Origin of the sequence: Nocardia seriolae NBRC 15557, from assembly GCF_007990715.1 — a bacterium.
In the GTDB taxonomy this organism is placed as follows: domain Bacteria; phylum Actinomycetota; class Actinomycetes; order Mycobacteriales; family Mycobacteriaceae; genus Nocardia; species Nocardia seriolae.
Genome location: NZ_BJWY01000133.1, coordinates 1 through 20637 on the forward strand (window position 1 = coordinate 1; position 20637 = coordinate 20637).

Here is a 20637-nt window from a genome sequence, read left to right on the forward strand (position 1 = left end):
CCCGACACGGTTACGAAGATCCATCTGGGTCGCCCGTGCAAACTACATCCTCCCGTCATCGAAGCAATCGCGCTGCTTTACGACGCGACCCCGGATACCGTAGCAACTCTGAAAAGTCTTGTGGCAGGGGCAAATACGCGCGCGTGGTGGCAGGATTACGGGCACGCGCTGGTCAAGGATTTCGGTGTCTACCTGTCGTTCGAATCGGCGGCCGACCGCATCCGCGTCTACGACTACCGCGTGGTTGCCGGACTCATGCAGACCCCCGATTACATGGCGCACTTGTTCCAGTTGAGGCCGGAGCGGGGCAGCGATGCCGACCGAGAGCAATGGGCGATGATGCGTCAACAACGGCAGGCCCTGACCGAAACTAAAGAACGGTCAGTACTTTTGGACGAAAGCGCCATTCGCCGCCGGATCGGTCCCCCGGCAACGATGGCCGCTCAACTGCGGTATCTAGCCAAACCCGGTCAGACGGATGTCCGGATCATCCCTGACTCCGCAGGTCTGCACGACGGCATCGATACCGGTCCGTTCACCATCCTTGACCTGGTGGCCGAACACGAATCGATCGTCTATCTGGAGGCTGGCGATCAGGGGTGGTACGCCGAGGGTTCCGACGAGGTGAAGGGGTACGTTCTGAGTTGGGACCGTATACAGGCGGCGGCCCTGAGTGCGGAGGAGTCGTCCGCCCTCCGGCTTTCGATCGCTAAGGAGTTGGACAATGGGTGATCACGAAGACGAATGGTTCAAGTCGTCGTTCTCCGGCGGCCAGGGCAACGCGTGCGTAGAGGTCCGGCGACTGCCGGGGGGCGGAATGGCGCTGAACGATCGTGCCGTTCTTCCGCGCCCGCTCGAGCAACGACCCGACCATCCACGACCCGCACGCCTGCCCGGCGCGCTCGCTGCCCGGCGCCCACGTCCCGCCGCACTCGGCCAGACCGGTAAGCCAGTACTCGCCGTTGCGTTGGCGGGGACGCTTCGCCGTCCCGTCCTTGCGGCGCTTGTGGCTGGTCAACGCCGCCCGCATCGCGTCGTGCTCGGTGCGGGTGAATATCGCGGGCCATTGCGCCCGATGCCGGGTACCGGTGCGTGCGTGCACGCGAATTCCGTTGCCCTCGGGATTGTTCAGGCACTCACACCGCGCCCCTGTCGCCGGGTCGGTGTGCTCGCCCCGGTCATAGACCACATACGCCTCGAGCAACAACAGGTGCGCGAGCTTGCCCACCCGCCACAGTCCGCCCTCGGAGGTGGTGATGCCGCGCGCGTTCCAATCGGTGATGATCGTGGTCTGTGACTCGCCGTTGATCACCCGGTCCCGGCCCTCACACAACACGGTGACTTCCGCATCCCGCAACGCGCATCGATCCAGGATCTCGGCACCGGTAATCGGGTGCGTGCCAACAACTTTGCCGTACCCGAACCGACGCGAACCACCCTGCATCACCCCCTTCGCGGCTTCCTCGCTCATCCGGTCCAGGAGGTTTTCGGTGTTGGTCTCGCGGTACTCGGCCGCTTCGGCGACCTTCACCATGAAACTCTTGCGCCCCGCGCCGGTGGTCAGGTCGTAATCGGTGTCCTTGACGAACACATACCGCACCCCCTCGTCTCGCCCGAGTTTCATCAACTCGTTGCCCAGGTCGTAGTCACGGGTCAACCGCGCCACATCCCGCGCCAAAACGACGTTGCTAGGCCCAGTTGTCACCAACGGCAACAACTCTCGCAACGCCGGACGGTCGGCGTCCGCGCCTGAGAGGTCGTTGTCACAGAAGATCCGCGCCAACCGCAACCCCTTACGGGCGGCGTAGGCAACCTGATTCTTGGCCTGCAACGCCACCCCTTCGGCCCGGTCCTTCTCATCCCGAGAGATCCGCACATACCCATACACCCACTCGGCCGGGTCGGTGCCAGCGACCGCAGCGGCCAACGCCGCGTTGATCTCCACCAGCCAGGCCAGGTCCTTGTCTGCCGTTGATCGCGTCATACCACCAGCCTAGATAAGGAGTGTATAAGCGCGGTGTCGCTGGGGTCAGCGTGGATCACTATGTGCGCCTGGAGCAGGGCCACAGCCTGCAGTTCTCGGAGTCGGTGCTGGACGCGGTGGCACGGGCGCTGCGCCTGAATCAGGTTGAGCGCGAGCATCTCTACCGCCTGGCCCGTCTGTGGTCGGGTGAGGAGCCGCCAGCGACCCAGGAGGTGCGCCCCGGCCTGCGCCGCCTGCTGGAGGCCGCCCACGACGTGCCCGCCTACATCGTCGGGCGCGGGGTCAGCGTGCTGGCGTGGAATCGCCTGGCGGCGGCCCTGATCACCGATTTCGGCGCGCTCGCGCCCGAGCAGCGCGACTTCCTGCACCTGGTCTTCCTGGACGAGGGCGCCAAGGACCTCTACGAGGACTGGGACGACAAGGCCGCCGACACCGTCGCCTACCTGCGCCTGGATGCCGCGCGCAATCCCGGTGATCCGCGCATCACCGCCCTCATCGACGAAATGAACGCCCAGAGCCCGGAATTCGCGGACCTGTGGCAACGTCACGAGCTCAAGGACAAGACCCACGGCCGCCACGTCTACCGCCACCCGATCGTGGGCCGCCTGGACCTGGGCTACGAAACCTTCCGTCTCCCCGACGATCCCGACCAGGCCCTGGTGACCCACCACGTCGAACCCGGCTCCCCCAGTGCCGACGCACTGCGCCTGCTGGCCTCGCTGTCCGCCGAAACGGCGGAGCGCCACTGAGACGACAAACGCCGCACCGGAATTCCGGTGCGGCGCTTCGGCCTACTTGGTGTCGCTGTCGATCTGGAGGTTCCCGCCGCCCGCGTCGATCACCCGCAGGTTCAACGACTTGCTCCCGGCCTTGGTGGAGATGCTGGCCAGCGTGATGTCCATGGAGCCATCGGGATTGGCGGTACCACCGTTGGTTCCGCTGATTCCGGCGTAGCTCGTCACCGGATTCTGGCTCCAGAACGACTGGAAGGCTTGCTGACTGCCGTACACCTGCTGGGCGGCCGGGGTCAGTTTCTTCCACGCGGCCGCACTGTTGCCATTGGGCAGCAGTGCGTCACAGAATGCCTGCACCACGTCGAGCGCGCCGTCGAAGCCGACCGGCGAGGCGCTCTTGGTCTGTCCCAGGCCCGACGGCACACCCTTGGTGGAGCTGGCCGAGACCGATGCCTTGGTGGCGCTGCCACTGCCGCCCGTACCCGTATCGGAGCCCGAACCGGAATTGCTCAGCACCCCGAACGCGATACCGCCGGCCACCACGATGACCGCGATCAGCGCCGCCCACACGAATTTCTTCTTGGAGCCGCCGGTTTCGTAGTCGTCATCGTGCACCGGATGGTTGCGCGTCGGCGGGCCCGCATTGTGCGAGGGCCGCGGCGGCGGGGTGTCGAGCAGCTGCGCCTGGGGCATGGCCCCGGTCGCGATGTCGGCATTGGCGGAGGAGCGGCGCTCCATCTGCCGGGTGACCTGACGGGGCGCGCCCGAACGCGGGGCCGGGCCGGGCGGCGGGGTGACGACTCCGCCGCGGCGCTGAGCGAGCACCCGGGTGGCTTCGGCTTCGGGTCCGAGCTCGGCGAATTCGGCCATGATGTCGCGCACGTCGAGCATGCTCGGCCGGTCCTCCGGCTCGAAGCTGAGCAGGCTGAGCAGCAGGTCCGAGAGCGGTCCGGCATTGCGCGGCTCGCTGATCTGGCCGTTGGCGGCCGCGTACAGCAGCGCGAGCGGATTCGGGTTGGTGCCGTAGGGCGGTTCGCCCTCGAGCGCGTGGAAGAGCGTGGCGCCCAAGGCGAAAACGTCGGCGGCCGGGGTGGGTTCCGCGCCGCGCGCGACCTCGGGGGCGAGGTAGGCGGCGGTACCGGAGATGAGGCCGGTGGTCGTCAGGGTGACATCGCCCTTGGACTTGGCGATGCCGAAGTCGGTGATCTTCACCGCCCCGTTGTCGCCGAGCAGGATGTTGCCCGGCTTGACATCGCGGTGCACGATTCCGGCGCGGTGCGCGGCGATGAGCGCGGATGCCACCTGTTCGCCGATCCGGGCGACCTGCGGCAGCGGCAGCGTGCCCTGCGCGGACAGCACCACGGCGAGGCTCTGCGAGGGCAGATATTCCATGACCAGGCACGGGTCACCCTCGTGCTCGGTGATGTCGAACACGACGATGGCATTGGGATGCTGGAATCGGGCCGCGTTGCGAGCCTCGCGCGCCGCGCGCTGCCGAACGATGTCCTTGTCCGCATCCGACAGGCTCGGCTGGGTGATGATCTGCTTGACCGCCACGGAACGTTCGAGCCGCTGGTCCACGGCTCGCCAGACGACACCTGTGCCGCCGCTACCAATCCGTTCGACCAGGCGGTAATGCCCTGCGATCACTTGGCCGGTTTCGATGGCACTACTCCGAAGTTCTCCGAGACGACTGTGACAATGCGGTTGCCCGCGCGTTTCCCCGCACGAGTGTAGCGGGCGACGCGCGGATCGCCGACGTCAGCGTGAGATATGAGCGAGATCTCGGTGAGATCTATGCCGCATCCGCGCGACGTTTAGGTCACCGTATACCGGTAACCGCTGGTCGCGGCACATCTATGCTGCGACATAGACCAAACGGTTTGGTGTGTGTTTGCTCCCGCACATTCGCAGGCTTCAGCTACTTTTCACTGAATCCGACGCCCGCACCGCCGCGGGCCACTGGGCGCGCTCGAGTTGCGCCGCGTCGGCCGCGTCGAGTTCGACGTCGAAGACCTCCGCGAGCACTTTGGGCAGCTCGGCAACCTCCAGTTCGCGCACTTCCTCCGAACCGTCCGGATGGCTGGTGGTCCAGGTGGTGCCGTCGAGCTGGTGATGCACCTCGGCGTGGAAGCGCTGCACGAACGGCCGCATCACGAACGGCGAGCGCTCCGAGGTCGACACGTAGTGATTGCCGACCGCGAAATCGATGCGGTACTGCGGGGTGGTGGCGAAGGTGTAGCGGTCCACGAACCCGTCCCGACCGAACTGGTAGAGCGTCCAGAGCTCGCCGCCGACCGCGTCCAGGGTCCGCTCCAGCCGGAAACGCCATGCACCGGTGCTGAATTCGCCGCGATTCGGGGTCAGTTCGACCGGTTCCAGCGGACCCCAGCCGAAGCCCACGTCGCACAGCCAGAACCGCGGGTCGTCGGCGGCCTTGACCCGCAGCAGTGCGTGGGTGGCCGGGCGCAGGTTGACCGCGCCGCGGGTGACGCGGCCGGACATGGCGGTGAACTCGAAGCCGATGCGCTCGAGCGCGGCCGCGAACAGGCCGACGTTCTCGTAACAGTAGCCGCCGCGCCGCCGCCGGATCATCTTGTCGCGCAGGCTGTCCGGATCGAGGGGGATGCCGCGCCCGAGGATGATCTCCAGATTCTCGAACGGAATCACGGTGGTGTGCGCGCGGACGAGTTCGCGCAGGGTGGCCAGGGTGGGCGTGCGCTCGCCGGTGAAGCCGATCCGGGTCAGATAGGCGTCCAGGTCCAGGTCCTCGCCCTGCCAGGTGTACGAGGGATCCACCGGTGTCGTCATCACTGCCTTCCTGTCCGTGTCGTTCGTGACGATCCAACCGGATGCGGTGCGCGGGTGTTCCCGGGGGCAGTTATTCGGTGGCGTGCGCGAGGGTCGGCAATCCCTCGCGGTAGCTGGGATAGCGGGGCCGCCAGCCGAGTTCGGTGCGCGCCTGGGCATTCGAGACGCGAATGGACAGGTCGAGCATCTGGGCGGCGGCCAGCGGGGACGTCATGCGCAGCAATCGCGCGGGCACCCGGCGGGGTGGGCGGGCGCCGACGGCCGCGGCCATGGCGTCGAGCATGGTGCCCCAGGTGACGGGTTCGTCGTCGACGATGTTGTAGGCCCGGCCCGCGACACCGCGTTCGAGCGCGGCGACGGTCGCGGCGGCCGCGTCCTCGATATGGACGAAGCCGGCGTATCCGGTGACCGTGCTGGGCAGCGCGAGCATGCGCAGGCTCAGCGCGCGCACGAAGGTGTCGGAGGCGCCGGGACCGTAGAACAGGCCGTAGCGCAGGGCGATTCCGCCGATGCCGGGCGCGCGCCAGGCGCTGGATTCGGCCTGGTGCAGCGCGCCGATGACACCGTCGTTGACATCGCCGGGGATACGGCCGAACGGATCCTGCTCGGTCACGAGTCCGGAACCGTGATCGCGCAGGCCGTATCCGACGATCAGCGACTGGGTCAGGTAGCGGCGCGCGCCGGTGCGCTGGGCCAGCTCGACCAGATGTTTGCTGCCTATCTCGCGTAACGCGTTGGTTCGCAACAGCCCCGGCGCGTGATAGTGGGTGGGCGGGGAGTGCCGGTGGGCGGTGAGCTGATGGATGACGGCGTCGGCGGTGAGCCGCTCGGTGGCGCGCAACAGATCCGAGCGGTCCATCACATTGGCGACCAGCGGGGTGGCCCCGAGCCCACGCGCGATCTCGGCCCCGCGCCCGCCCCGGGTGAGCGCGTACACCTGATGCCCGCCCCGCCGCAGCGCGGTCACCAACGGCCTGCCGATCGCACCCGTCGCCCCGGCTACCACGACTTTCACTGCTGGTCACCCCGTCTCGCACGCCGATAATCGGGGCCGAGCCTACTGTCCGGGACGCGGGTATGCCCGAATGCCGGGGCCAACCGCCGCCGGGGGCCTAGCCTGAGGCCATGATCGCGTTGCTGGATCGGCTGCGGCTGTTCACGATTCGCGAGTTCACCACGCATTGGGGGCGGACCGCGGCATCACTTGTCGTACTCACCGTGTGCTCGGCCTTCCTGGTCGCGGTGCTCGGGATCTCGGGGTCGCTGACCAGGTCGGTGCAGCGGCTCTCGGCCGGGCTGGCCGGGAATGCGGCGCTGGAGGTCTCCGGGGTCACCGATGCCGGATTCCCGCAGCAGGTGCGCACGGATCTGGCGGCGGTGCCGGGGGTGGCGGCGGCCGTGCCCATGCTGCGCGCCACGGCCGGGCCCGATGACAACCGGCTGCTGGTACTGGGCGTGGACGCCTCGAGCGCGGCCCTAGACAGCGATCTGAACGGGGCCGTCCGGGGCGATGCGCTGTCGAGCCTGCTCACCGTGCCGAACGGCGTATTGGCCGGGCCGGGAACGGGATACGCGAAGGGGCAGCAGGTCCAGCTGGGTGCGGCGCGGATCACCGTCGCGGCGGTGCTGGGCGGCGCGCAGCTGTCACGGTTGAACGGCGGGCACTATCTGGTGGCCCCGCTGCCGGTGGCGCAGCGCATCACCGACCGTGTCGGCCAATTGGATTCGGTGCTGATCGTCGCGCAGCCGAACGCCGATCGGGCGCGGCTGAACTCGGCGGTCACGGCCGCGGTCGCCGGGCGGGCGGTGGTCGGCACACCGAGTGCCCGTGCCGCCCAGAGCCATAACGGCGTGGTCATGGTGAAGTTCATCGCCTCCATGGGCGCGGGACTGGCGTTCGTGGTGTCGGCGTTCCTGATCTACAACACCATGAGCATGGCCCTGGCCGGGCGGCGACCGGTGATCTCCATGCTGCGCGCCATCGGTGCGCGACGGCAGACCATCGTGCGCGACGTGCTGGCGGAGGCGGTCGTGCTGGGCGTGGTCGGCGGTCTGGTCGGCGCGGGGCTGGGCGTGCTGGCCGGACGGTACGCGATCGGGCTGCTGCCCGGCGTTTTCACGCAGATGATGGACGCCCGCATGCAGTACATCCTGCCGGGGTACGCGATTCCGGTCGCGGTGGTCGCGACGACGCTGACCAATGTGGCGGCCTCGGCGGTGGCGGCGCGGCAGGTGTATCGGGTGTCGCCGGTGGAGGCGCTGGCCCCGGTCGGGGCGTCCGCGGCCGATACGGTGTCGACGCGACTGCGGGTGGCGGCGGTCGTGGCGGGAGCGGCACTCGCGGCGGCCGCGCTGGCCATCCAGCGCGCGCATCTGGGGCTCTTCGCCGCCGGCGCACTGGGTTTCGCGTTCGGCGCGGAAATGCTGCTGGCCTTCGCCTGCGCGGGTCCCATCGTGCGGACGACGGCCGCCGCCGCGCGGCGGCTGGGTCCGGCCGGGGTGCTGGCGGGGGTGAATATCGATCGTGCGCCGCGCCGGGTGTGGGCCACGCTCATGACGGTCGTGATCGCGGTGGGCATGACGATCACGATCACCGGCGCGAACGCGGACGCGACGCGCTCGGCGCGCGACACCTTCGCCTCCCTGGCCGATACCGACGCATGGGTGGCGCTCTCCGCCGAGGACACGCCGCCGACCGCGCTGCTCCCCGAGGACGTGGTGCGCCGGGTCGAACAGGTGCCCGGCGTCGGGCGCGTGGTGGCGGGGCAGCTGGCCTTCGCCTCCGTCGCGGGCACGAAAGCTCTTGTCTACGGGGTGGATCCGGGCAGCACCTATTCGATGTTCCATTCCCTGGACGGGGATACCCAGCGCCGGGTGCTGGCGGGCGAGGGCATCGCGCTGTCCCGGGATCTGGCGCGCGAACTCGGCGTTTCGGCCGGGGACGAGCTCAGCATGCAGACGCCCGCGGGCGAGCAGCGGACCCGGGTGCTGGAAACGGTCTCGTATTTCTCCGCCATGGGCGGGACCGCCGTCATGAGCCTGACCCTCATGCGGGACTGGTTCGCCCGGCCCGGAGCCACCACGCTGCAGATCGACGCCGCCCCGGGAGTGGATCCGCAGCAATTGATCTCGGCGATCCGGGCGGCGGTGCCGCCGGACATCCACGTGTACTCGGGCGCGGCCTCGCTCGACGGCATCAGCCGCGCCATGCAGGAGGGGCTGGTGCTCTCGCGCATCATGCTGGTCATCGTGGCCTTCATCGCCGCCATGGCCTTGCTCAACACTCTGACGCTGGCGCTGCTCGAACGCCGCCGGGAGCTGGGCATTCTGCGGGCCGTCGGGTCGAGTCGGCGGTTCGCGCTGCGCATGGTGCTGGCCGAGGCGGCGGCCATCGGGGTGGTCGGAGCCGGGCTGGGTGTCGTCCTCGGGCTGGGTGATCAGTACTTCTATTCGCTGCTCGCCTCCGACACCCTCGGCATCGATGTGTCCTTCCGGCCCGGGGCGCCGCTGTTCGTATTCGCCTTCGCCGCACTGGCTTTGAGCCTGCTCGGCTCGATTCCCCCGGCGGTGCGGGCGGCGCGGCTGAATATCGTGGACGCGGTCAGCGTCGACTAGCGCCGCCGCTCAGGCCGCGCACTTGGCGTTCGGCGGGGCGGGCGGGGCGGTGTCGATGCCCGCGCCGACATCGATGAGGTAGTCGTGATCGCCGCCCATCGGCTCGGTACCGAGCAGCAAACGCTGGACCACACAACCGGATTCGAAGAACACCGGGTTGATGCCGTGCTCGCCGGGGACGATGCGGCCGTCGAGGTCGCGGCCGCTCACCACCGTGTACATGGACACCGGCTTGCCCGAGAAGGTCAGCGCCGCACGCATTTCCAGCGAACTGGTGTAGGGCACCAGGGCGTCGGAGGTGCCGTGCAGCAGTACCGCCCGCTTCACGTCGATGCGGTTGGCCAGCAGCGACGGGGAACGATCGAGGTAGGACTGCGGGCAGGTCAGCGGGATGCAGCCGCCCGCGTCCCGCTCGATCTCGGGCCGCAGGGGCTTCCCGGCCAGGTTGGCCAGCAGCCAGGCGCTGAAATCGCCTGCGTGACCGAAGGTGTCGACCCAGTAGTCGAAGGTCCCCGGCGGCGCGTAGGCGGCGGTCAGGCCACTGGTCACCCCGCCCTGACTCCAGCCCCACAGCACCGTCGGGCCGCCGGGATGATCTCCGCGATACCACCGCGTGGCGGCCAGCGTGTCCCGCCACCCGGCCCACACGTTCCACTCCCCCGTGCGCCAGACGCTGTCATCGGACCGCTGATCCATACTGATCAGCGCCGCACCGGTCTGCTTGACGATCGAGCTCATGTACTCGGGAAAGTCGCTCGCACTCCCGTCGTGCCCGTGCACCGCGACGATCAGCCCCCGTGCCCCGCCCTCGGGTTCGTACACCCGCCCCGTCGCGGTCTCCCCGTCCACGGTCAGGCTCACCGGCCGTATGCTCACACCGTCGCCCGGCGCGCTCGAAACCGCCGGAGCCGCAACCACCGTCGCGGCGATCATTCCGGCCACCGCGCCGACCACCCGCAATCCTCGCCACCGACCACGCACGTTCGGCATCGTCGCACGTGGGCGGGACCCATAGGAGTACCCACGCCGCAGCCCGGCGCGGCGGACCCGGATCCGGCGGCGGTGGGGGCACCGCGCCGCGGGCTCGGAACCTGTGTCGAGTGCGTCGAAAGTCGCGCACACGGGCTAGGATTCGCTCATGCGTTCGATGAGTGTCGAGGAGCGGCGAGCTCGGCTCGCGGTGCGGCATCGGCTGGCCGCGGGCAGCCGCAGCGACGACGTCGAGGAGATCGTGCGGTCGATGGTGGTATTGCATGCCACCGATCCGGCGACGGTGTACCTGTCGGTGGCGGCGCGCGGGGTCGAGAGCGAGCCCGGGTATGTCGAGAAGGCGCTCTACGACGACCGGACGTTGCTGCGGATGCTGGCCATGCGGCGCACCATGTTCGTCGCGCCGGTGGATCTGGTGCCGGTATTGCAGGCCTCGACCGCCGATGCCCTGGCGCACAAGCAGCGCAAGACCTACGGGGGCTACATCGAGCGGTCGGGGGCGGTGCCGGGGAACATCGTCGCCTGGCTCAACGAGGTCGAGGCGGAGACGCACGCGGCGCTGCTGGAGCGGGGCAGCGCGACCGGTGCGCAATTGAGCAAGGACGTGCCGCGGCTGCGGACCCAGGTGGATGTCGCTCCGGGCAAGCCCTATTCGAAGCCGACCAACATCACCACCTGGGTGCTGGTGACGCTCGGCTGCGAGGGGCGGATCGTGCGCGGGCGGCCCAATGGGAGCTGGGCCAGCAGCCAGTACACCTGGGCGCCGATCGAATCCTGGCTGCCGGAGGGCATTCCGGCCGTGCCCGTCGAGCAGGCGCGCGCGGAGCTGGTCCGGAAGTGGTTGCGCGCCTTCGGGCCCGCGCCGATGAGCGATATCAAATGGTGGACGGGCTGGACCCTGGGCGAGGTGCGCAAGGCGCTGGCACTGGTGGACACCGCCGAAGTGGACCTCGACGGCGAAACCGGCCTGGTGCTGGCCGATGATCTGGAACCCACGCCGCCGCCGGAACCGTGGGCCGCGCTGCTGCCCGCGCTCGATCCCACGCCCATGGGCTGGCAGTCGCGCGACTGGTATCTGGGCGAGCACCGGGAAGCGCTGTTCGACCGCAACGGCAATATCGGCCCGACGGTCTGGTGGAACGGCCGCATCATCGGCGGCTGGGCACAGCGTCCGGACGGCGAAATCGTCTGGCGGCTACTCGAAGACGCGGGTTCGGCGGCGCAGCACGCGATCGCCGCCGAGGCCGGGCGGCTACGCGGCTGGTACGGCGATGTCCGGCCCACCCCGCGTTTCCGCACGCCGCTGGAGAAAGAACTGACCACCTGACACCCGCCACGCCCGGTGACCCGCTTCCCGGCTGAGTGTCGGGGGTTTTCTGCGGGCCTACCGGACGACAGGCTGTTACTGTCGGATTTGTTGGGTTCGACAGTCCGGGCTGGACACGGGGAGTCCATGGTCCGGTGGTTTTCTCGGAGTGTGTCATGGCGTTCTCGAATCGGCTGGTCTCCCCGGCATCCCCGCATCCCCAGTTCACGGGCCATCCGCCCGCGCCGGAACCGCGAAACGAGGTGTGGGGCGAGGCCTTCCGGGACGCCGCGCTCGGTATGTGCGCGGTGCTGGCGGCGACCGACGGGCGCATCGATCCGGCGGCTCGCATGCGGGTCGCGCAAATGGCGGGCGCGCATCAGGTGCTCGGCCGCGAATCCTCCGAGGAGCTGCGAAACCTGTTCGAGGACAACTGCGCCCGGCTCATCATGGATCCGGCCTTCGGCCACGCCTATGCGATGGCCCAGATCGCCAAGGCCATCGAGCACCCCGACCAGGCGCGCGCCGTGGTGCGGATCGGGTTCGAGGTCGGGCGAATCGAGGGCGAACTCGACGCCCACGCGCTGACGGTGATTCGCGAGGCTTGTCAGGTATTGCGGCTGGACCCACACGAATTCGGCGTGTAAACCCCTCTGGCTTTTGCTGGACAGTGACCGGCGGCGTCCCGCATTCTTGGAGCGTTTAATGCCTAGCGAGGGGATTCACTCTGCATGGCGATCCAAGGGTTCCTCAATATTCTGCTCGACACCGTCCACCCGAATCGGGGCTGGCGTTACTGCGCCTGGTGCGAAGGCACCGGGGCCGCAGGCTATTCCACGAACGGGTCGGCAATTCTGTGCACGGGGTGCGGTGGCATCGGCTGGTTGGTCGACCCGCCGGTCTACCGGCGCTGAACAGGTGATTCGCCCCCGGCAGAGCGGCACGCCGGGGACGAGTCGGGCGTTTCACATATCGAGTCCGAGATCCAGCGCCCGGATCGAATGGGTGAGCGCGCCCACCGCCAGATAATCCACGCCGGTCCGCGCGTAATCGGCGGCCACATCCAGCGAAAGCCCGCCCGAAGACTCGAGTTTCGTGCGCGGCGACCGAGTATTACGGCGCTGCACCGCCGCCTGCGTGGCCCACAGCGGAAAGTTGTCCAGCAGTACCAATTCCACGTCCTCGGCGAGCACCGCGTCGAGCTGTTCCAGGCTGTCCACCTCGACCTCGCACTCGATCTCCGGATTCAGCTCCCGCACGGCGCGCAACGCGGCAACCACCGAGCCCGCAGCCACCACGTGATTGTCCTTGATCAACGCGGCGTCCCCGAGCCCCATGCGGTGATTGACCCCGCCGCCGACTCGCACCGCGTACTTCTGCAGCGCCCGCAGCCCGGGAAGCGTCTTGCGGCTGTCCCGAATCCGGCAATCGGTACCCGCCACAGCATCCACCCACTGCGAGGTAGCCGTAGCGATGCCGGACAAGTGACACACCAGATTCAGCAGCGTGCGCTCGGCCGTCAGCAGCCCCCGAGTCGGCGCGACAAAACTCAGCACCTTGTCCCCCGGCTGCACCCGCGTCCCGTCGGCCACGCGAGCACTGACCTCATAATTCCCCGCCCCGAGCACCTCATCCAGTACCAGCAGCCCGACATCCAGTCCGGCCACCGTCCCCGGCTGCCGAGACGCCATGTCCGCCTTGGCCACCGCATCCGCGGGCACCGTAGCCATCGTGGTGATATCGGGCCCATAGCGCAGATCCTCATCGAGGGCGGTACGGATGAGCGCCACCACCTCGTCGCGATCCAGTCCAGCGTCGAGAGTCATAGCCACGCTCCTTCTTCGATGACTTGTCTTGCACCCGAGCCAATGTCGCGTACACGCAGCGCGTACACGCCCGGGCGGGATGTCCGTGGGCCCGCCCGGCGACGATGCGGTTCACAGCCCGGCGGGCACAGCGACCCGCCCCCACGTGGGCCCCGGCTCGACGCCGTCGGCCACCAGCTTCGGCCGCCCGTCGGGTCCGAGCCGTACCGCCGTGCTCCGCCGCAATTCCTCCTGAGGCTCCGGGTAATCCGAGCGGGTGTGGCAGCCACGGCTCTCGGTCCGGGCCGCCGCCGCGACCAGCAGCGCCCGCGCGGTGAGAGTCAGCGCGGAATCCTCGAGTTCGCGGATGATCGCCGCCGCCGAATCCGGCCGCCCGCGATCCTTTCCGCCATCCGACCTGCGCATGGTGCCGACGAGTGCCGAACCTGCCTGCTCGCCAGCGCCGTTCGAATCGCCGCCCGGCGCTTCACCGTCGATGCGGGCGACCGCGTTGGGCTGCTCATGTGTCTCGTATGCACCATTCGCGGCGGTGCCCATCGCCGTCGCGTCGCTGCCGGTGTGGTCGGTCGCGGACTGGTTCAGGGCCCATTCGACGGTGATGTCGGGGGCGGCGTTGTCGGTGATCAGGCCGACCATGCGGAGGATGGCGGTGCGGAGCCCGTCGCCGTCGCGGACTACCGCGGCGTGTTCGGTCATGAGCTCCTGCAACAGTTTTCGGTCCGCACGCGGGAAACGCAGCGGGCCGACTTCGGTGATCGGGGCTGACATGCCCTGGCGCTCGGCGGCGGCCACGCCGACACGCTCGCCGACGACCAGGCCCTCGAGGAGGCTGTTGGAGGCCAGGCGGTTCGCGCCGTGCAGGCCGGTGCGGGCCACCTCACCGGCGGCGTAGAGGCCGGGGACCGTGGTGCGGCCGTGGGCGTCGGTGAGGATCCCGCCGCACTGGTAGTGGGCGGCGGGTGCCACCGGGATCAGATCGACGGTGGGGTCGATGCCCGCGGCCAGGCAGGAGGCGGTGATGGTCGGGAAACGCTGGGGGAAGCCGTCGATCGAGCGGGCGTCGAGGTAGACGTGGTCGGTGCCGAGCTCGCCCATGCGGGCCGCGACGGCGCGGGAGACCACGTCGCGCGGGGCCAGGTCGCCGCGCGGGTGGACACCGGCGGTCACCGAATTGCCCTGGGAGTCGACGAGAATCGCGCCCTCGCCGCGGACGGCCTCGCTGATCAGCGGGCGGCGGCCGAGGCCACCGGGGGTGAACAGCACGGTCGGGTGGAACTGGAGGAATTCCAGGTCCGAGACCAGCGCGCCCGCACGCAGCGCCAGGGCGATGCCGTCGGCGGTGGCTCCGGCCGGGTTGGTGCTGCACGCGTAGAGCTGGCCGAGGCCGCCGGTGGCGAGCACCACCGCGGGGGCGTGGACGATGCCGAATCCCCTGTCCGACACCGCGATCACGCCGCGGACGCCCTCGGGGCCGGTCACGATGTCCAGCACCGCGGCCCCGAAGATCACCGGAAGTCCCGCCGCGTTCAGTGCGCGCTGCACCTCCGCACCGGTGGCGTCACCGCCCGCGTGAATGATCCGCCGCGTGCTGTGGCCGCCCTCGCGGGTGCGCGAGACCTCGCCGTCGCGGCCGAGGTCGAAGACCGCGCCCAGGTCGGTCAGGGCCGCCACCGCGTGCTGGCCGCCCTCGACAATGGACCGCACCGCGTCCTCGTCACAGAGTCCGGCCCCGGCGACGACGGTGTCGTGCACGTGGGATTCCACCGAATCCCCGTGCGGCGCGACCACCGCGATGCCGCCCTGCGCGTACTGGGTCGAGGTGTCGGTGGGTCCGCCCTTGCTGAGTGTCAGCACGCGTAGTCCGCGGCGGGAGGCGGTGCGCGCGGCGGTCAGTCCCGCCACGCCACCGCCCACGACCACCAGGTCGGCCTCGGCTTCCCAGGTGATGGAAATCGATGTATTCACCATGTGCTCATCCCTCCCCTGACGGGGTGGGCGTAGCTATTCGCCGCCGCCCGGATTGCCGATCTCGATCATGCGCTGCACCGAATTGCGGGCCAGGGCGGCGGTTTCGGGATCGACGTGGACCTCGTCGCGGTTCTCCACCAGGCAGCGGAGCAGGGCGGCGGGGGTGATCATCTTCATGTACTTGCAGGAGGCGCGGTCGTTGACGGCCTGGAAGTCGATGCCGGGGGCGGCCTTTCGCAGCTGGTGCAGCATGCCGACCTCGGTGGCGACCAGGACTTCCTTGGACTTCGCGGCCTTCGCGGCATCGATCATGCCGCCGGTGGACAGGATGTGCACCCGGTCGGCCGGGAACTCGCCCGCGCCCGCCAGGTAGAGAGCCGAAGTGGCGCAACCGCATTCGGGGTGCACGAACAGCTCCGCGTCCGGGTGGGTGCGGGCCTGCTCGTTGAGCTCGTCACCGTTGATGCCGGCGTGCACGTGGCACTCGCCCATCCAGATGTGCATGTTCTCGCGGCCGGTGACGCGCTTGACGTGCGCGCCCAGGAACTGGTCCGGCAGGAACAGCACCTCGCGGTCGGGGTCGATGGAGGCGACCACGTCGACGGCGTTGGAGGAGGTGCAGCAGATGTCGGTCAGGGCCTTCACCGCGGCGGTGGTGTTCACGTAGGAGACCACCAGCGCGTCCGGGTGCTCGGCCTTCCAGGCGCGCAGCTCGTCGGCGGTGATGGAGTCGGCCAGCGAGCAGCCCGCGCGCTGGTCCGGAATGAGGACGGTCTTCTCCGGGCTGAGGATCTTGGCGGTCTCGGCCATGAAGTGCACGCCGCAGAAGACGATGGTGTCCTCGGGCGCCTCCGCGGCGATCCGGGACAGGGCCAGGGAGTCGCCCACGTGGTCGGCGATGTCCTGGATCTCGGGGAGCTGGTAGTTGTGCGCCAGGATGGTGGCATTGCGCTCACGCGCCAGTCGCTTGATCTCCGCCGCCCATTCGGGGGTGGCGTCCACGCCGGTGAATCCCGACGGTCCGTCCGCGATGCGCTCGGTCAGCGTCATCGTCGCGCCCAGTGCTGCAGCCATGGCCGGCTCCTTCTCTCATGCGTCCGGCAACTTCGCCGATTCGCATCCAACCGGTTTTCGACTTAGAATCGAAAACGTGGCCCATCGTAGCACTATCCACGAAACGCTCACCGCGGTGTTCCAGGTTCGTCGCTTCCCCGACACCATCCGTGCAGGTGAGAGCCCTAGCGTGGGTGGTTTGGCGGTCTCGGACCGCTGCCCGCCGGGTCAACGCACCGAACTCGCGGTGCTGCTGTGGGAACGCGCCCTCGACCCCGCCAAGGGCACCTGGTCACTTCCCGGCGGCCGCCTGCGCGACGACGAGGACCTCGACACCTCGGCCGCCCGGCAACTCGCCGAGAAGGTCGACGTCCGCGAACTCACCCACCTCGAACAGGTGTGGGTGTTCAGCGATCCGAGCCGCGTCCCCGGCGACCGCCGCATCGCCTCGGCGTATCTGGGCCTGGTCCCGTTGACCGCCGAACCGGTCCTCCCCCACGACACCAAGTGGCATCCGGTCTCGGACCTGCCGGACATGTCCTTCGATCACGGCACCGTCGTCCGCCACGCCCGGAACCGCCTGGCCGCCAAGCTCTCCTACACCAATATCGCCTTCGGCCTGGCCCCCGCCACCTTCACCATGTCCACCCTGCGCGAAATCTACTGCGCCGCACTGGGCTACGACGTGGACACCACCAACCTGCAACGAGTCCTGACCCGCCGCAAGGTGATCACGCCGACCGGCGAGACCGCCTCCCCCGGCCGCGCGGGCGGGCGGCCCGCCGCCGTCTACCGCTTCACCGACTCCGAGATCCGGGTGACCGACGAATTCGCCACCTTCCGCCCGCCCAGCTGAGCGCGCGCACCGCGTTCGGGTGATCGGCTAGCACACCTACCGGGGCTGCGCTAGATTTCCGTTGTCCCGCACCGGTTCCCGAGGCGCGGGACGTGCGCTAAGGGGAGGACCAGGAATTCCGGTGTTGCAGGCGGGGGACGTTTTTGCCGGGTACGCCATCGAACGGGTGCTCGGCTCCGGGGGCATGGGCGCGGTGTATCTGGCCCGGCATCCGCGCATGAATCGCCATGTGGCGCTGAAGGTTCTGAACGAAGGCTTCGCCGCCGACCCCAAGGTCCGGATGGCGTTCGACCGGGAGGCGGCGCTCGCCGTCGAACTCGATCACCCCAATATCATTCCCGTCTACGACCGCAGCGGGCCCGACGATCCGGCACTGTGGCTGGCCATGCGCCACATCGACGGCGGGGACGCCACCACGCTGCTGGCGACCGCGGTCGGCGGATTGCCCGCCGAACAGGCGATCCGGCTGATCACCGACGCCGCCCACGCCCTGGACTACGCGCACGGCCGCGGCGTGCTGCACCGCGACGTCAAACCGGCCAATCTGCTGATCGAGCAGGATCTGCGGGTCGGAGAACGCGCGCTGCTCACCGATTTCGGCATCGCCCGGACTCTGAACGACACCACCACCCACTCCGGTGTCGTGGCGACACTCGCCTACACCGCCCCGGAGCGTTTCACCGACCGGCTGCCCACCGACCACCGCGCCGACATCTATTCCCTCGGCTGCACCTTCTATCAGTTGCTCACCGGCGAGCCGCCGTTCCCCCGCAACGACCAGGCCGCGGTGATCGCCGCGCATCTCGGTCATCCAGCGCCGCTTACCAGTTCGCGGCGGCCGGACCTGCCGAGAGGGCTCGACGCGGTGATCACCACATCGCTGGCCAAGGACCCGGCCAACCGTTATCAGACGTGTGCCGACCTCGCCGAGGCGGCGCAGCGCGCGCTCGGAATTCGGGTGGCCACCTCCGCGATGCGCCGGGCCGCCGCTGAGCCGGACGACCCGCCGCAGCACGGGCTTCCGCCGCTGTTGACTACCGCGCCGCCGAGACCACCCGTGTCCCCGGCGACGAAACCGGCTGTGGCGAAGCCTGTTCCGGGTGGACGAAGGATCAGCCGCCGCCAATTGCTGATCGGTGGGGCGATCGCCGTCCCGGTCACCGCTGCGGCGGCCGGGGTTGCCCTCGCCGTCACGCAACTGGGTTCCGGCAGCGGGTCGAAGAACAGCGGCGCGCCGTCGGCTGTGTCCCTCGATGGTGTGCTGACCGGTCATATCGAGGCGGTCAAGTCGGTGGCATTCAGCCCGGATGGTTCACTGCTCGCCTCGGGCAGCCTCGATCGCACGGCACAGCTGTGGGATGTGCACTCGCGCAAGCCCGATGGCCCCGCCCTCGAGGCCGGGCACGCCGTGCACGCGCTGGCCTTCAGCCCCGACGGATCCCTGCTCGCGACCGCCGGTGGGGCCAAAGGGGATTGGGCGACGCAGCTTTGGGATGTCCGTGCGCGGCAGCCCGACGGGGAGTCGCTGGATCCGGGATCCTGCACCGGAATCGGGGCCACGGCGTTCAGTCCGGACGGCACACTGCTGGCCGTCGGCCGAAGCGTCTCCGGCGGCTCCGGAGCGCAGCTGTGGAATGTGCGCACGAGGCAACTCGACAGTCGGCAGATCGACAGCGGCGGCCAAACCGCCGCCCTGGCATTCAGTCCGGACGGCTCCCTGCTCGCCACGAGCCAGGGGTCGGGAACCGACACCCGGGTGAGGCTCTGGAACACCGCATCACGCCAGTCCGTCCCGGGCGATCTCGTCAGCCACGTCGACCAGGTGGTGTCGATAGCCTTCAGTCCCGACGGCACGCTCCTGGCCACCGGCAGCCGCGACACCAGCATCGGATTGTGGGATGCGCGCTCCCACCTGCACATCGCACAGCTGGTCGGCCACGTCGGCGCGGTGCTCTCGATCGCCTTCAGCCCCGACGGCACCCTGCTCACCTCGGGTGGAGCAGACCGAACCGTGCGACTCTGGAACGTCCACTCCCGCAGCCAGATCGGCACCCCGAACGCCGGTCACACCGACCAGATTTCCTCGGTCCGCTTCAGCCCCGACGGCACCCTGATCGCCACCGCCAGCCTCGACCGCACGATCCGCCTGTGGCGCGTAAACCCGCCCCACTGAGCCCAGCCCGTTACCTTCTTCGTGACCCTGCTACGGGGTCACGGTCGCCAGGCCCGGTATGACTTCTTGCCCCTGTCTTTCGCATGATCCGGGGGTGACACAGGCGAAAACCGACGCCCGTGATGTGTTCATCATCGCCGGGCACCTACTGATCCGCCTGGCCCGCCGCCGCCGCGACGTCCTTCACACCATGCTCAAAACCAAACAGCCCTACCGTGATTCACCTACAGTCACCGCTATCGCTCCCTAACGACGATCTTTCCGGTCACCGCGCGCCACGATCACAATCTGCCCGTTGTCCTCACCAGCTGTCTGGTCGATCCGCAGCACTTGCTTGGCCCGGGTTTCTTCCACGACGTGCCGATACGACGGCGACAGCAGCGACTCCACCTGACCGAGGACGCTCGGACCCACCCCCGCATTCCGAGGCCGATGACGCCAATAGATCCAGCCCCGCCCTTCAGCCCACACCGCAACACGATCGACAACGATCACCCCGACAACCAGCCCTAGAACCCAGAACATCCAGTCCGCGCAGCGACCTCCAGCCCGATTACCTCACCCCCGCACCACGGTATCGAAATCTCGCCCCGGTCGCCGCGCCAGACGGTTGACGAAAACCAAAGGGACACCCCCCAAAAAACTTCCGTACGCTCGTGCAGCATGGGCCCAGCTATCGACGCCATCGCCATAACGAACCTGATCGCGAGGTACGCGGAACTCGTCGACGCCGGTGACTTCACCGGAGTCGGCACCCTCCTCGCGGATGCCACATTCCACGGCGGCGGCGGATCGATCCACGGCGGCACCGCCATCGCAAAAATGCTGCGCGCCATGGTAATCCGCTACGAAGACGGCACCCCGAAAACCCACCACGTAACCACGAACACCATCCTCGAATTCAACGATTCCACCGCCACCGCTCGCTCCTACTTCACCGTCTTCCAATCCCTCCCTATCCTCCCCCTACAACCCATAGCCGCAGGCCGCTACCACGACACCTTCCAAAACACCACCGGCCACTGGCAATTCACAGAACGCCGCGTCGAAATAACCATGACCGGCAACCTCACCCACCACCTCAACACCCCGCGCCATACAACCACATAGACCCACCCATCCAAAACACCCAACAGTCTGAATACCCTTAGATCACATGCTAATTCACCTTCATCGCCCATGCGATCAGAGGTAGAATTAGCTCATGGGTTCGAAGGGTTTCACTCTCGACGACTGCGGCATCACCGAATTGGTGACCGCAGTCGAAACCCTGTCCGACGCCATCCTGCACGGTGACCTGAACGCCTTCGCCGACGGGGAC

The 20637-nt window shown here is 68.6% G+C and carries 17 protein-coding genes and 2 pseudogenes; 10 read left to right on the forward strand and 9 right to left on the reverse strand.

Annotation, left to right across the window (positions count from 1 at the left end):
- Positions 1-732, forward strand: a 732-nt coding sequence (locus NS2_RS36385; protein ID WP_186817619.1) for a DUF5753 domain-containing protein, incomplete at its 5' end; no start/stop codon positions are given.
- Positions 725-784, forward strand: a pseudogene (locus NS2_RS38580) (DUF397 domain-containing protein); the annotation flags it as partial. The gene NS2_RS36385 and the pseudogene NS2_RS38580, both read left to right, overlap by 8 nt.
- 240 nt (positions 785-1024) lie before the next feature.
- On the opposite strand, the pseudogene NS2_RS29660 reads toward NS2_RS38580, so the two are convergent.
- Positions 1025-1984: pseudogene (locus tag NS2_RS29660) on the reverse strand (recombinase family protein); the annotation flags it as partial.
- A 50-nt stretch (positions 1985-2034) separates the two neighbouring features.
- On the opposite strand from NS2_RS29660, the gene NS2_RS29665 reads away from it, so the two are divergent.
- Entirely contained in the window at positions 2035-2733 is a 699-nt protein-coding gene (locus tag NS2_RS29665) for an MmyB family transcriptional regulator (RefSeq protein WP_231993010.1), read from the forward strand.
- Positions 2734-2775: 42 nt separating this feature from the next.
- On the opposite strand, the gene NS2_RS29670 is transcribed toward NS2_RS29665, so the two are convergent.
- From NS2_RS29670 to NS2_RS29680, 3 genes are all read right to left on the reverse strand, one after another.
- Positions 2776-4368, reverse strand: a complete 1593-nt coding sequence (locus NS2_RS29670; RefSeq protein ID WP_045439625.1) for a protein kinase domain-containing protein — start codon at positions 4366-4368, stop codon at positions 2776-2778.
- A gap of 267 nt (positions 4369-4635) precedes the next feature.
- Entirely contained in the window at positions 4636-5529 is an 894-nt protein-coding gene (locus NS2_RS29675; protein ID WP_045439627.1) for an arylamine N-acetyltransferase family protein, read from the reverse strand.
- Positions 5530-5599: 70 nt separating this feature from the next.
- Entirely contained in the window at positions 5600-6544 is a 945-nt protein-coding gene (locus NS2_RS29680; protein ID WP_033091228.1) for an NAD-dependent epimerase/dehydratase family protein, read from the reverse strand.
- Positions 6545-6654: 110 nt separating this feature from the next.
- Here NS2_RS29680 and NS2_RS29685 point away from each other — a divergent pair, with 110 nt between their 5' ends.
- On the forward strand, positions 6655-9144 hold the full coding sequence (locus NS2_RS29685) for an ABC transporter permease (protein WP_036549866.1): 2490 nt from the start codon (positions 6655-6657) through the stop codon (positions 9142-9144).
- 9 nt (positions 9145-9153) lie between these two features.
- Here the strand turns inward: NS2_RS29685 and NS2_RS29690 are convergent, their stop codons facing one another.
- Positions 9154-10125, reverse strand: coding sequence for an alpha/beta hydrolase family protein (locus NS2_RS29690; RefSeq protein ID WP_143837582.1), 972 nt, complete (start codon positions 10123-10125; stop codon positions 9154-9156).
- 157 nt (positions 10126-10282) lie between these two features.
- On the opposite strand from NS2_RS29690, the gene NS2_RS29695 reads away from it, so the two are divergent.
- Entirely contained in the window at positions 10283-11461 is a 1179-nt protein-coding gene (locus NS2_RS29695; protein ID WP_033091230.1) for a winged helix DNA-binding domain-containing protein, read from the forward strand.
- Positions 11462-11616: 155 nt separating this feature from the next.
- The gene (locus NS2_RS29700; RefSeq protein WP_143161375.1) at positions 11617-12087 is read left to right on the forward strand and encodes a tellurite resistance TerB family protein; all 471 of its coding nucleotides are present in this window, start codon (positions 11617-11619) and stop codon (positions 12085-12087) included.
- Between the two features lie 318 nt (positions 12088-12405).
- On the opposite strand, the gene nadC is transcribed toward NS2_RS29700, so the two are convergent.
- The 3 genes from nadC to nadA all read right to left on the reverse strand — a co-directional run bounded on the left by nadC (position 12406) and on the right by nadA (position 16308).
- Positions 12406-13266, reverse strand: coding sequence for a carboxylating nicotinate-nucleotide diphosphorylase (gene nadC, locus NS2_RS29705; protein ID WP_033091627.1), 861 nt, complete (start codon positions 13264-13266; stop codon positions 12406-12408).
- A 111-nt stretch (positions 13267-13377) separates the two neighbouring features.
- Entirely contained in the window at positions 13378-15234 is a 1857-nt protein-coding gene (locus NS2_RS29710) for an L-aspartate oxidase (RefSeq protein ID WP_045439633.1), read from the reverse strand.
- A gap of 33 nt (positions 15235-15267) precedes the next feature.
- Positions 15268-16308 (reverse strand): quinolinate synthase NadA, encoded by a 1041-nt coding sequence (nadA, locus tag NS2_RS29715; protein WP_096490487.1) that lies wholly within the window; start codon positions 16306-16308, stop codon positions 15268-15270.
- A 76-nt stretch (positions 16309-16384) separates the two neighbouring features.
- On the opposite strand from nadA, the gene NS2_RS29720 reads away from it, so the two are divergent.
- From NS2_RS29720 to NS2_RS36390, 3 genes are all read left to right on the forward strand, one after another.
- On the forward strand, positions 16385-17143 hold the full coding sequence (locus NS2_RS29720; RefSeq protein WP_033091629.1) for an NUDIX hydrolase: 759 nt from the start codon (positions 16385-16387) through the stop codon (positions 17141-17143).
- A 121-nt stretch (positions 17144-17264) separates the two neighbouring features.
- Positions 17265-19316: a WD40 repeat domain-containing serine/threonine protein kinase gene (locus NS2_RS29725; protein WP_121556183.1), complete on the forward strand. Its 2052-nt coding sequence runs from the start codon at positions 17265-17267 to the stop codon at positions 19314-19316.
- A 94-nt stretch (positions 19317-19410) separates the two neighbouring features.
- Positions 19411-19566 carry a hypothetical protein gene (locus NS2_RS36390; RefSeq protein ID WP_155239370.1) on the forward strand — a complete coding sequence of 52 codons (156 nt, stop codon included), beginning with the start codon at positions 19411-19413 and terminating at the stop codon, positions 19564-19566.
- Here NS2_RS36390 and NS2_RS36395 read toward each other — a convergent pair.
- On the reverse strand, positions 19563-19706 hold the full coding sequence (locus NS2_RS36395) for a hypothetical protein (RefSeq protein WP_155239369.1): 144 nt from the start codon (positions 19704-19706) through the stop codon (positions 19563-19565). The two genes, NS2_RS36390 and NS2_RS36395, sit on opposite strands and share 4 nt — an antisense overlap.
- 273 nt (positions 19707-19979) lie before the next feature.
- On the opposite strand from NS2_RS36395, the gene NS2_RS29730 reads away from it, so the two are divergent.
- On the forward strand, positions 19980-20426 hold the full coding sequence (locus NS2_RS29730) for a nuclear transport factor 2 family protein (protein WP_036553092.1): 447 nt from the start codon (positions 19980-19982) through the stop codon (positions 20424-20426).
- Positions 20427-20637: the final 211 nt, after the last annotated feature.